This window comes from Variimorphobacter saccharofermentans (genome assembly GCF_014174405.1).
In the GTDB taxonomy this organism is placed as follows: Bacteria; Bacillota; Clostridia; order Lachnospirales; family Lachnospiraceae; genus Mobilitalea; species Mobilitalea saccharofermentans.
In genome coordinates this window covers 2331650-2343972 of the sequence record NZ_JACEGA010000001.1, presented here as the reverse complement: position 1 = coordinate 2343972, position 12323 = coordinate 2331650, and the positions used below count along the sequence as shown (strand labels likewise).

The 12323-nt window shown below is 36.6% G+C and carries 12 protein-coding genes and 2 pseudogenes; 13 read left to right on the top strand and 1 reads right to left on the bottom strand.

Annotated features, from left to right (window positions below; translation table 11 throughout):
• Positions 1 to 35: 35 nt before the first annotated feature.
• The 11 genes and pseudogenes from H0486_RS10340 (at position 36) to H0486_RS10290 (ending at position 9809) form a co-directional block, all read left to right on the top strand.
• Entirely contained in the window at positions 36 to 266 is a 231-nt protein-coding gene (locus tag H0486_RS10340) for a hypothetical protein (RefSeq protein WP_228352932.1), read from the top strand.
• A 783-nt stretch (positions 267 to 1049) separates the two neighbouring features.
• Positions 1050 to 2114, top strand: a complete 1065-nt coding sequence (locus H0486_RS18560; protein WP_228352931.1) for a DUF3795 domain-containing protein — start codon at positions 1050 to 1052, stop codon at positions 2112 to 2114.
• A gap of 81 nt (positions 2115 to 2195) precedes the next feature.
• The gene (locus H0486_RS10330; protein WP_228354411.1) at positions 2196 to 2648 is read left to right on the top strand and encodes a hypothetical protein; all 453 of its coding nucleotides are present in this window, start codon (positions 2196 to 2198) and stop codon (positions 2646 to 2648) included.
• 70 nt (positions 2649 to 2718) lie between these two features.
• Positions 2719 to 3258: a DUF1697 domain-containing protein gene (locus tag H0486_RS10325; RefSeq protein WP_228352930.1), complete on the top strand. Its 540-nt coding sequence runs from the start codon at positions 2719 to 2721 to the stop codon at positions 3256 to 3258.
• Between the two features lie 64 nt (positions 3259 to 3322).
• A complete protein-coding gene (locus tag H0486_RS10320; RefSeq protein ID WP_228352929.1) occupies positions 3323 to 4051 on the top strand; it encodes a histidine phosphatase family protein in 729 nt (242 codons plus the stop codon).
• Positions 4052 to 4199: 148 nt separating this feature from the next.
• Positions 4200 to 4856, top strand: a complete 657-nt coding sequence (locus tag H0486_RS10315; RefSeq protein WP_228352928.1) for an alpha/beta fold hydrolase — start codon at positions 4200 to 4202, stop codon at positions 4854 to 4856.
• 123 nt (positions 4857 to 4979) lie between these two features.
• Complete coding sequence (locus H0486_RS10310) at positions 4980 to 7529, top strand: PEP/pyruvate-binding domain-containing protein (protein WP_228352927.1); 2550 nt, start codon at positions 4980 to 4982, stop codon at positions 7527 to 7529.
• A gap of 269 nt (positions 7530 to 7798) precedes the next feature.
• Positions 7799 to 8017: pseudogene (locus tag H0486_RS18695) on the top strand (EFR1 family ferrodoxin); the annotation flags it as partial.
• 1 nt (position 8018) lies between these two features.
• Positions 8019 to 8146, top strand: a pseudogene (locus tag H0486_RS18690) (chloramphenicol acetyltransferase); the annotation flags it as partial.
• Positions 8147 to 8219: 73 nt separating this feature from the next.
• Positions 8220 to 9107, top strand: coding sequence for a hypothetical protein (locus H0486_RS10295; RefSeq protein ID WP_228352926.1), 888 nt, complete (start codon positions 8220 to 8222; stop codon positions 9105 to 9107).
• A 36-nt stretch (positions 9108 to 9143) separates the two neighbouring features.
• Positions 9144 to 9809 (top strand): Dph6-related ATP pyrophosphatase, encoded by a 666-nt coding sequence (locus tag H0486_RS10290; protein WP_228352925.1) that lies wholly within the window; start codon positions 9144 to 9146, stop codon positions 9807 to 9809.
• 168 nt (positions 9810 to 9977) lie between these two features.
• Here H0486_RS10290 and H0486_RS10285 read toward each other — a convergent pair whose 3' ends face one another.
• Positions 9978 to 10532, bottom strand: coding sequence for a pyruvate kinase alpha/beta domain-containing protein (locus tag H0486_RS10285; protein ID WP_228352924.1), 555 nt, complete (start codon positions 10530 to 10532; stop codon positions 9978 to 9980).
• Positions 10533 to 10801: 269 nt separating this feature from the next.
• On the opposite strand from H0486_RS10285, the gene H0486_RS10280 reads away from it, so the two are divergent.
• Entirely contained in the window at positions 10802 to 11137 is a 336-nt protein-coding gene (locus tag H0486_RS10280) for a winged helix-turn-helix transcriptional regulator (protein WP_228352923.1), read from the top strand.
• A gap of 14 nt (positions 11138 to 11151) precedes the next feature.
• A complete protein-coding gene (locus tag H0486_RS10275; RefSeq protein WP_267023686.1) occupies positions 11152 to 12246 on the top strand; it encodes a DUF362 domain-containing protein in 1095 nt (364 codons plus the stop codon).
• The last annotated feature ends 77 nt before the right edge of the window (positions 12247 to 12323 follow it).

The following is a 12323-nucleotide window of genomic DNA, read 5'->3' as shown; positions in this document are numbered from 1 at the left end:
AATAGGCGAAGAGAGTATAAAGGTGGATGAATTATATGAAAATATTGATCGTACCTATGTCAGCAATGGCTGAAACTTCAGGTCCTTTTTCAAGAACGCAAAAGCTTGCACAAGCATTTATTGAGCGAGGATACGAAGTCGCATTATGTGCGGCAAGAGATCCGAATTTTCATGATATAAACGGGACGAAGAATTACTTTTTACCGATACCAGTTCTAATGGGATTACCTGGCTTTATCGGTCTTCATTCATTTCCAGTAGCGTGAATCAGACTTATACTGAGAATGCGAAAAAGCTTGGTGATTCTCTTGCTGCATTAGGAGAAACGACAGCTATAATTAAATATATTGAATCAAGAGTAAGCAAAAGATGAATTTAAATCCTGCTATTAAAATATTGTTATTAGAAGCCTATCAGGTTGCATCGAATGTATATTAATTAATATGAAATTCATATTCTTTTTGTGTTTTATACCAATTATTATTCTGATCATTGATACGATAAAAGCTAACAGGCTTATTGCTACAAATGCTAGTAATATGGATAGCTGCCAGGTCTCGCCTTCATACCAAGGAACTCGTACGTATGAAGTATAATACTGGCTTGGAGCATAATATAGATTATCACCTTTTTGTATAAACCTTATATATTCCTCTGATTTTACTTGATATGCATCTTCTCCAACAGGTGTCAATTCTTCACCGTTAACCTTAAAACCATCTTTCACATTTCCAGTAACATGCTTAAATATTCTTCATAGATAGAAGTAGTTTAAGAATTATCATTTCCTTCAAATGAACTTCTGGCTGATACTTACCAACCAGAGATGTCTCTTGTATTCTCACCACAATTTGGTTAACGAATAATTAAGTTAATTTACTTCAAAATTTTATGATATTGAAGAGTAATTGGATAAAGAACATATTTTGGAGAAAATGCAATAAGAACACTTGTTCTATCTGGGCAGATCTGGTATAATAATAGAAAAATATGAAGTCCAAGTTCTTACAGGGCTTCTGAGATGATGAAAATAAGGAGGAAAATAAGCGATGAATAAAGAATGGTCAGAGAAAATCAAACGGATCCAGGTACTTCTTGATAAAGAAACTACATATAAGGATGCAATAGAACTGCTTATTGAATTCCGTAAGGAAATGTTTGAGCAGATTTCTCAGATTGTGAATGGATATCCTGCCAAGGCATTTTATCAGATGCCTTTTGCAAATACGGAGGGCTATCACAGTAAAACACTGGCGTATTCAATCTGGCACATCTTTCGAATTGAGGATATTGTAGCACATTCTTTGATTGCAGGAGACGAGCAGATATTAATGACTGGTGATTATCAGAAGAAGATCGGTTCACCTATCATTACAACAGGCAATGAGTTACAGGGGCAGGAAATTGCAGAATTTTCAAAAAAACTTAATATCAAGTATTTATATGAATATGCCAGGGAGGTTATGTTATCTACTAATTCAATTCTTTTAAATCTGGAATATTCACAGATGAAGACAAGATATTCGGTTGAGGACAAAGATAAGCTTGCTAGCATCGGTTGTGTCAGTCCGAATGAGAATGCCATCTGGCTTATTGATTACTGGTGCAATAAGGATATTCGTGGTCTGATTAAAATGCCATTCAGCAGACATTGGAGCATGCATATCGAGGCAATGAAGCGAATTAAGAATAAACTGTGCAAAAATGTTCGTAAAGGAGTGGATCCAGTAGCATATTGTGGACTCTCCTGTAATCATTGTTTCCTGGGTGAATGGTGCGGGTCCTGCAGGACGGAGTATAATGTCTGCTCCTTTGCAACTATATATGAAGATAGAAGATGTCCTAACATGGTATGCTGCATGGATAAGAAAATAGACGGATGCTATGAATGTTCGGATCTGGAGAACTGTACAAAAGGCTTTTATATGCCTGATAACGATGGAGCAGCTTCAGCAAAGGCACAGGCTATGTTTATCAGAAAATATGGAAAGAAAGCGTTTCTTAAAACACATGATAAGCTTCATGAGAGATATGATTTCTCAAAAACTCAGGAGATACTGGGGCAGGATGTGTATGAAGGATTTAAGCTGCTGGAGAAAGAATATAGTAATTAACGGATACTCATATGTTAGTTAGAACAATATATAAAATAGAGAAATATGTAAGAAGCTTATTAGGAGGATATCTTTATGAATATATGTCCTGAGTGTTACAGTGCAGACAATCGAATTACACCCCTGTTAGAGCCAAGAAATTGCTTGGAAAATCATACACAGTATATTTGTGGAACCTGCGGTCGATGTATTTGTATAGATAAGGATGAAAAAAGAGAAGTACAACGTTGGAAATTCCCGTTCAGAACATTGGATATAGCGAAGCTGTATCTTCGTACTGCGGACGTATCTACAAAGACTCCATGTGGAATATATGAAATAACCGGAAACAAGGGGAGAAAATCATTTAAAATCTTTGCTGGTACGGATGATTTGTTGACTTATCTTGCAAAGAATAAAGATAAAACATGTGAACAGATGAAGCCACTTTTTCAACAGGAATCCTTTCATGAATCGCCGAAAACGCAAATAAGAAAATTATCTCAGCAGGAAGTTGAGACTTATTTACAAGAGCAAAATTCTACTCATATATAACGTTGACTTTATTATCTTCAATTGTTATGATTTTCCTATATTATACTATCGCATGAAAGAGAGCTATGGAATGAAAAGGTATATTGCATTATTAAGAGGAATCAACATCAGCGGGAAAAACAAGATTTCTATGGCTGAATTAAAAGAATACCTAAGTGAAGCTGGTTATGATACAGTTAAAACATATCTTAATAGTGGAAATGTAATCTTTTCATATGAATCGGATAGTGAAACTACCCTTACATGCGGGCTGGAAAAGTTAATTAAAGATAAGTTTGATTTAGCAATACCGGTGTATGTCACAGATATAGATAGTATAATGGATGCACTTTACAATGCACCAGATTGGTGGGGAACGAAGAATAATGATATATATGATAATTTGATTTTTGTAATGCCTCCTGCTACCGCTGAAGAGATATCCAATAAAATCGGTGAACCAACGGAGAACCTTGAAAAGGTCTGCATATATAAAAATCTTATTTTCTGGTCGTTTGACAGATGGAATTATTCCAAGGCAAATTGGTGGAAGAAAACAGCAAGTGCAGGTATTGGAGAAATGATTACGATCAGGAATGCGAATACTGTTAGAAAGATAGTAGAAATGTAATCTTTATGTCTTATAATGAAAGCTTATAAGAAACTACAAAGCATACAAACAAGGAGTTGACTATATGAGATTACTAATTATACGCCATGGTGATCCGGACTATGAAAAGGATTCACTAACCGATAAGGGGTGGAAGGAAGCAGAGATTTTATCAAATAGGATAGCAGCTATGGATATAAAGGAATTCTATGTATCCCCCCTTGGAAGAGCACGTGATACAGCGAATGTCACATTAAATAAAATGAAACGCACAGCAGAGGTATTACCATGGCTCAGAGAATTTGACGCACTTATTTATGATGAGAGCTTAGGCAGGGAAAGAATATGCTGGGACCTACTTCCGCAGGATTGGACAGTGGTGAATGAGTACTATGATAAAGACCGCTGGTATACAGCACCGATTATGAAAAAAGGTAATGTAATAGCGGAGGCAAATAAAGTTTTTGAAGGCATTGATAAGATTTTAGATAAACATGGATATGTACGTGAAGGTAATTTATACCGAGCAATTAATCCGAATAGAGATACGATAGTTCTTTTCTGCCATTTTGGTGTGGAATGTTTAATCTTAAGTCACCTCTTAGGAATCTCACCAGTAGTTTTATGGCATGGATTTTGTGCTGCGCCGACCTCTGTAACCACTCTTATAACGGAAGAGCGTAGAAAAGGGATAGCTTATTTTAGAATGAGTGCATTTGGTGATGTTTCACATTTATACAAAGCTGGAGAAGAACCCTCTTTTGCGGCTAGGTTTTGTGAGAATTATGACAATTTTGAGGAACGTCATGATTAATATAAATAAATGTGTTATTTACCATACATTGATGGCACAGCTTATAACCCTCGTATTAATATCGATTATTTATATGAAGAAGCGTAAGCATATAATCAATGCAGGTATTAATGAATGATATATAGGATGAGGAGAGGGGTGTACGATAATGATATGTCGTGTGAATAGCATTAATCTTTACTATGAGATGTCTGGCGTAGGAAAACCTTTAATTCTGCTTCATGGAAATGGGGAGACACATAAGATTTTTGATAAGGCAATTCCTATTTTGTCAGAGCACTTTACAGTATATGCAATAGACAGTCGTGGGCATGGACAGAGTGATTCTGTTTTGGAATATCACTATGATGATATGGCCGAGGATATAAAATGCTTTATTCATGAACTAAAGCTTGAACAACCCATTCTTTACGGCTTTAGTGATGGCGGTATTATAGGATTGATACTTGCTTCAAAGTATCCACAACTATTATCCCGGTTAATAATAAGTGGAGCGAATACTGTTCCGGATGGGATACGAACTGGCTGGCTGAGGTTATTTCAGTGCATCAACGCAGTTGTCAAAGAGCCGAAGATGACAATGATGCTGAAGGAACCCAATATTACAACAGAAATGTTAAAGTGCATTGTCATCCCTACCACGGTGCTGGCAGGAAGCCGCGATATGGTAAAGCGAAGCCACACAGAGTATATTGCAGATAGTATACCCAATAGCAAGCTTAATATTTTGCAGGGGGAGGGGCATGGAAGCTATGTCCTGCATAATACAAAGCTTGTTAATTTGATTCTGGATGCAACAAAATAGAGTGGCTCCCAAGCTTATGACACAGGGAGCATATGATTTGATCACATATCAGCTAAATAATTCAAGTTTTTTATGTTTATATTTTAGATTTTGATATTATTATTAAGCAGAACGGGGTGTGCCATGAATTTATACGATAAGGTAAGTACAGGGTTAGAAGGCTTTGATCAGGTAATTGATCACTTAAGGTTTGGGGATAATGTCGTATGGCAAGTGGATTCCATATCAGACTATAAGAAAATGGTTCATTATTTTGTAGAAAACGCAATAACAGAAAATATGAGCCTGATTTATATCCGTTTTGCCAATCATGAGCCTATACTGAATGCAAGCCAGGATATTAAGACGTATCATATTGATGCTAGTAAAGGTTTTGAAAGCTTTGCTACCGAAATACACAATCTAATTAAAGCAGAGGGCAAACGTGCTTTCTATGTGTTTGATTGTCTTACTGATTTGTTAGAATATTGGCACTCGGATTTGATGACAGGTAATTTTTTCAAGGCAACCTGTCCTTATTTATATGAGCTAGATACGGTTGCATATTTTGCCATTAAGCGTAATTTTCATACCTATAGTACTATTGCAGGCATTCGTGAAACAACCCAGCTTCTTCTGGATTTATATCAAATCAATGATAAAACCTATATTCATCCCCTTAAGGTATGGCAGCGCTATTCTCCTACGATGTTCTTCCCGCATTTCATTCAAGGCCAGGAGGCGATCTGCATTACATCCAGTTCTGATGCTTCGGAACTTTTTCATAGTATTAATCGAGGGGAGATAAGACTGGATTATTGGAATACTATCTTCAACGAAGCAAAAAGAATGCTGAGCTCTACTTATAATCAGCAGGAAGAAGTAAAGACGCGTCTCATGTATAAGCTTATTGGTAGTGATTCGCGTATGTTTCATTTGTGTGACAGATATTTTACTTTAAAGGATATTCTTGATATTGCATCGCGAGAAATTGGTACAGGATTTATAGGCGGCAAGAGCGTTGGTATGCTTTTGGCGAGAAAAATAATTGAGATTGACGGAGGCGATTCTTTTACTCCATATATTGAGCCCCATGATTCCTTTTTTATCGGTGCCGATGTTTTTTACACATATATTGTCCAAAATGGTTGGTGGAGGCTTCGTGCCAAGCAAAAGACACCAGAGGGTTATTATAAATATGCTGGGGAGTTAAAAGAGAAGCTTTTACATGGATCCTTTCCCAAGGATATTCAGGAGCAATTTGTTCAAATGCTGGAGTATTTTGGTCAGTCTCCAATTATTATACGTTCCAGCTCCCTACAGGAAGATAACTTTGGAAATGCATTTGCCGGTAAATATGAGAGTGTTTTCTGTGTGAATCAGGGAACACCCCAGGAGCGATATGAGGCATTTGAACAGGCTGTGCGCATTGTTTATGCAAGTACCATGAATGAAGATGCATTAAATTATCGAATGAATCGAGGACTGGCACAGCAGGATGAGCAAATGGCCATATTAGTGCAACGAGTATCAGGAGATCGATTTGGAGACTATTTCTTCCCTCATATAGCTGGGGTTGGGAATTCCTCCAACCTATATGTTTGGGATGAAAGTATTGATATGAATGCAGGGATGCTTCGTCTTGTATTTGGACTGGGAACTAGAGCAGTGGATCGGACCGATGGAGATTATGTGAGGGTGGTATGCCTTGATAATCCACTTCGAATTCCACCAATGGATTATGAAGATCAGAAGAAATTCTCCCAACATCGATTGGATCTTCTTTCCTTTACAGAAAATATTCAAGATAGCAAAGAGTTGGATGAGATATTATCCCTCCCGTTAAAAGCAGATAAGAAATTGTTTATAAGTCCTGACTATGCTACGGAAGCTCGTATGCGTGAATTGGGATATATGAATTTTAAGATACCCTATCTATTAGATTTTAAAAAGCTATTTACAGAAACAAAGTTTGTTACCATAATGAGAGAAATGTTAGCTTTACTGTCAAAAGCATATGATTACCCGGTTGATATTGAATTCACGGCAAACTTTAATAAGGATAATAGCTTTAAGATAAACCTCTTACAATGTCGTCCATTACAAACCAAAGGGTTAGGCAAGACAGTAAAAATCCCGGAGCTAAAGGGTGAGAAGGATTGTTTCTTTGGATGTAAGGGTAGTTTCATGGGAGGAAGCGTACGCCTGCCCATCGATTACGTAATATTGATTAGTGCGAAAGAATACTTGAAACTAAGTGAACAAGACAAATATGAGGTGGCTCGACAAATAGGCTTAATTAATAATGCGATGAAAGATAAATATGCCATGCTGGTTGGCCCGGGCAGGTGGGGGAGCACCACACCATCCCTTGGGGTTCCGGTACATTTTACACAGATTTGTAATATGAAGGTGCTTTGTGAGTATTCATCAAAAAAAGAAGGATTTATGCCGGAATTATCCTATGGTAGCCATTTCTTTCAGGATATTGTTGAATCAGAGATCTTCTATGTAGCTATTTTTGACGGATATCAGGATGTCATTTTTAACACAGACCGTATACTACAGGAAGAGAATTTGCTTACAGATTTCTTACCAGAGAACGCTCAGTTAAAAGAAGTGATCCATATTGCTAATACCAGTGGTATGCAGATATACTCTGATATTGTTTCGCAAAAGCTTTTATGTAGATAATATATGACAGGAAGGATGATTTACGAATGATATTATCAGATGATTTGCACAAATGGATGATACAGCTTTAAATCCATACAACGGAAAATATCAAGGTTAAAAAGGAACTACTGGTTCAAGAAGGATACGAAGTCAAAGCGAAGGATTTTATGAAGATCAGTGTACCATTTACTCTGGCAGCTGTTGTTTCAGGATATATCCTGATCTGGTTTATCTGGAGATGATTTAACGACATTATAGTTCATCAAGATTAGGTTGCAAAGGATTTTTACACTACGGATGAATGTATAGGGTGCCGAATATGTGAAAAGGCTTGCCCCTTGAATAATATTAGTATGGTCAATAAAAAACCTATATGGGGAGAGAACTGTACTCATTGTATGGCATGCATTTCGAAATGTCCGAAAAAAGCAATTGAATTTGGTAATACAACACAGGGTAAAACAAGATATCTATTAAAGGATTATGTTCCTGTTAAGAATCTATAGTTCTCATACCAATTTTGGGAAAAAGGATGTTGCAACACCAATATTTTACAAGCACATCATTCCTTTGTTGATGGGATACATATTGGAAAGTTGTCAGAGATTTTACAAAAAAAACTGAATAAATTCTAAACATGAAGAATTGACAAAAGATGTTAACTCATATATGCTTTGACCCAAGGAGATATAGTAAGGAGTTGAAGATATGAATAGCATAGTTCTTAACTTTCATACATTAATAAGAAAGTATTGCATGGAACGTATTCAAAAATTAAAAAGTGATCAGCTTGTTGCTATGCGAAAGGCATTTGAGGTTTACGATGACACGAAGGATATGACAGAAGAGGAGACGATTCAGTGTATACATAAGAAAATGTGTAGTGTAGACCGTGAAAAAATGAAGCAAATAGTAAATAATGAAGAACTACGGAAATACTGGTGTGCTGTTAATATTGATATTCTTGATGTAATGTTAAAAAATATAGAAAAGGTGGAGCCGGAAGAATTCTCATCAGTAGAGGAAATAAGAAAGAAAATAATTAATATCGTGAAGAGTTCGAAGATAAGTGGTATTAAAGGTTATGACAACATCAGTAATGATGAAAAGGAAAATATATGTGAAAAAGAAAAACAGATATGCATCTCTTATATGAATAGTATTCATGAAGAGAAACTGCGAGATGCTCCACAATTATTTTATAGAAGAGTGATATCAAAGGAGAAGGAAGCAGAATTAATCAGTGACTTTGAGAAGCAATGGCTGAATAAAGTGATGCAGCATTTTGATGAGCCAATGGATGGAGTATTAAGATTTCACATAGGTAGCTTTACCGAAGAGATTGATCTGGATAGACTCACTCAGTTACTGATTGACCACGGGGATGAAAGAATTTATGAAATTAACAGCTGTGAAGTAGATGCAGTTTCCTATATTATGGATACCAACGTATTATGTCTGAAGAATAAGACTCAGGCCTATTGGTTTTCAGAAGCAATGGATTGGGCGATTATCAAGGATCATTCTAGCTTTGTCTTTCTTTGTGGTGGGCTTTTGATAAACGCATATAATTCTGATTTACTCAAAAAGAATTAGTGTGAATAGAGGTTGAAAGTAGGAGATCAATAAGTGATGAATAAATATCAGGGACGAAAATTCGTTGCATCTTATAGTGGAGGTAAAGACAGCATTCTTGCTATATACAGGGCGATAAAGCTCGGAATGAAACCGGTAACTCTTATTATCACATACAATATAGACATGGAACGCTCCTGGTTCCATGGTATTCCCGGTGATTTATTGAATGAGGTTTCTGCCTCACTGGGTATACCGATTAAGTTAATTAAGACCTCTGCAAAGGACTATGCAACGAATTTCGAAATGGAACTTAAGATACAGAAAGAAAATGGTGCAGAAGTTTGTGTATTTGGTGATATTGATCTTGAGGAGCATTTGCAATGGTGTACTGCACGTTGTGATGAGGCAGGTATCGAGGCTTTTTTCCCGCTTTGGCAGGAAGATAGGAAGGCATTGGTTAAGGAGTTTATTGATAATGGATTTACAGCAAATATTAGTGTCGTAGATACCGACCGGCTAAGTAAAAAACATCTTGGAATGACATTATCGCCTGAAACCGTTGCATCCATCACATCAGAAGGAGCAGATGCCTGTGGAGAAAATGGAGAATATCATACATTTGTATCGGATGGACCACTGTTCAGAACCCCGGTTTCCTTCTGTTACGGAGATATGGTTAAGAACGGGCAATATGCGATTCTACCAATTAAGAAAAACTAAATTTCTGATGGAAGCTATATAGAAGCCGTATACAGTTTAAACTGTAAACAAGATTTTCAGACCTTCAGTAGCAACTCATACTACGGAAGGCTGAAAACCTTATTTGCATACTTCATATAGTATGCTGAGCATATTTCAACTCGGTACGCATCATATGAACCTTTACCTTTATAAACTGTTATACGGTTTACAGATAATTTCATTAATGCGAAGCTTTCTAATATTTCTGGTTGTTGATGCCTGTAATAAGAGCGCAGTATCGGCATTTACCCCAGTTCCTGCTATTGCAATCACAGCTTCTCCACTATTTACATATCCACCATCAGCAGCCATCAGTGTGATTTCGTAACATACTTTGACGCCTTCGCTTAAGCATCGAAGAAAGTCTGCTATGATAGCGGGGACAGTAGAGCCATACAATTTTTCGGTATGGAAAAGCATAGTACCAAAATGCACTTCATGACCATGTTCCCGTAAGGTTTTCACTGTGTCAGATGGAAACAGATTGGTTTCACTGGAGAAACCATATTGATGGGGAATTACGATAAGTGTAATATCTTTATCAGCAAAGTATTCCATGGCTCTTAACGCAGTTCGTCCTGTTGTGGAAGCAAGAATGATTTTATTAATTCCGGTTTCTTCAATTCTCTGTTTTACAAGTGCAAAGGTTTCCAGTGTGTGATCTTCCTTTGTTGTTTCGTAATATGTAATTTCCTTTTTCATAAAAACCTCCATTCTGTCTACAACCCGAGAATATGGGAGGTAGTATAAATTCACCGTGTGAAAGCCTTGATGCTTCACATTACCCTCCGTTGTAACAGTTTTTTATTTCCAATAATTATGGTATAATTAATGCATTGTAAACATGCCGCAAGTTTACCTGTGATTACATGATATAATATTCATAATGATGGAACAAGTACGCACTTATAAGTAACTCAGTACCTAATTGGAAACCTGGTAAAATTAAGCATCATATTGGAGATGATAAAATGATAACTTATCGTGATAAAGAATATCGTTGTGCTGTTGAACTGACAATTGAATTAATTGGTGGCAAATGGAAGGCAATTCTTCTATGGGAATTATCGAAAAAAACATTACGCTTCAATGAACTAGTTCGACTATTTCCGAACATAACACGTAAGATGCTGACACAGCAATTAAAGGAAATGGAACGGGATGGTTTAGTATTACGAAAAGAATATAATCAAATCCCCCCAAAGGTAGAATATTCATTAACAAACTTTGGAAAATCATTTATGCCAATAATATTAGCCATGAATCAATGGGGGGTTGATTATGTTGCTGGGAATATAAAGGAATAGGAGAGCTGATATCAATGATAGGTGAAAATGGGATACGTATTATCTATGGTGATAATCCTAAGCAAATGGTTATGAAATTGCTTGAAGTGATAAAGCCAGAAGATGAGATAGAAAAGAATGCACTGATCGGAATTAAACCCAATCTCGTTGTAGCACAGCCTTCGAGGTTTGGCGCGACCACCACACCCGAGATCGTGGAAGGTATCATAGAATATCTAAAATCAAAAGAGCTTAATCACATAGTAATCATGGAAGGCTCATGGGTGGGAGATAGGACATCAGCAGCTTTTAAAGCATGTGGTTATGAGAATTTGTCAAAGAAATATAATGTTCCCCTGATTGATCTTCAAAAAGACAAATCTGTGGAATATGAAGTAGATGGCTTGAAGGTTAATGTATGTGATTATGCTATGAAGGTGGATTATTTAATTAATATTCCGGTCCTCAAAGGTCACTGCCAGACCAACATAACCTGTGCCCTAAAGAATATGAAGGGATGTATTCCGGATTCCGAGAAAAGAAGATTCCACACATTAGGCCTACATAAGCCCATAGCATATTTGAACAAAATAATTAAGCAAAATCTTGTAATTGTTGATGGTATGAATGGTGACCTTAACTTTGAAGAAGGTGGTAATCCGGTTCAGATGAACAGGATAATCGCAGGGAAGGATCCTGTACTGATAGACTCATATTCAGCACATTTGATTGGCTTTGATATTGATGAAATTCCGTATATTACTATAGCGGAAAGTATGGGGGTGGGTTCTACTGACTTGGTTAATGCGGAAATTGTTGAATTGAATAAAGATAATGGATCAAGAAAATTAATGCCTACAAGAAGAGTGCAGCAGTTATCCAGGCATATAGCAGAGGATTGTGCCTGCTCAGCTTGCTATGGCAGCCTTATCTATGCTCTGGAAAGGCTGGATGAAAAGGGACTTTTATATAAGTTAAATAGTAAATTATACATCGGTCAGAACTATAAGAATAAAAAGTATAAAGGGATCGGAATCGGTTCATGTACATCAGAATTTGATAAAAATATAAAAGGATGCCCTCCAAAGGCCAGGGATATTGTTGAGTTTTTAGAAGACCTCTGCGAATAATACAGTATAGCTTGACATAAGATGGCCCTGTTTAAGGGTATAATAAAGGCTATATCATGTTTTTTTGAATATAAGAT

Excerpts from the sequence above, each read along its gene's own strand:
- H0486_RS10340 (WP_228352932.1), top strand. The coding sequence starts at position 36 with ATGAAAATATTGATCGTACCTATGTCAGCAATGGCTGAAACTTCAGGT.
- H0486_RS18560 (WP_228352931.1), top strand. The coding sequence starts at position 1,050 with ATGAATAAAGAATGGTCAGAGAAAATCAAACGGATCCAGGTACTTCTT.
- H0486_RS10325 (WP_228352930.1), top strand. The coding sequence starts at position 2,719 with ATGAAAAGGTATATTGCATTATTAAGAGGAATCAACATCAGCGGGAAA.
- H0486_RS10320 (WP_228352929.1), top strand. The coding sequence starts at position 3,323 with ATGAGATTACTAATTATACGCCATGGTGATCCGGACTATGAAAAGGAT.
- H0486_RS10315 (WP_228352928.1), top strand. The coding sequence starts at position 4,200 with ATGATATGTCGTGTGAATAGCATTAATCTTTACTATGAGATGTCTGGC.
- H0486_RS10310 (WP_228352927.1), top strand. The coding sequence starts at position 4,980 with ATGAATTTATACGATAAGGTAAGTACAGGGTTAGAAGGCTTTGATCAG.
- H0486_RS10295 (WP_228352926.1), top strand. The coding sequence starts at position 8,220 with ATGAATAGCATAGTTCTTAACTTTCATACATTAATAAGAAAGTATTGC.
- H0486_RS10290 (WP_228352925.1), top strand. The coding sequence starts at position 9,144 with ATGAATAAATATCAGGGACGAAAATTCGTTGCATCTTATAGTGGAGGT.
- H0486_RS10285 (WP_228352924.1), bottom strand. The coding sequence starts at position 10,532 with ATGAAAAAGGAAATTACATATTACGAAACAACAAAGGAAGATCACACA.
- H0486_RS10280 (WP_228352923.1), top strand. The coding sequence starts at position 10,802 with ATGATAACTTATCGTGATAAAGAATATCGTTGTGCTGTTGAACTGACA.
- H0486_RS10275 (WP_267023686.1), top strand. The coding sequence starts at position 11,152 with ATGATAGGTGAAAATGGGATACGTATTATCTATGGTGATAATCCTAAG.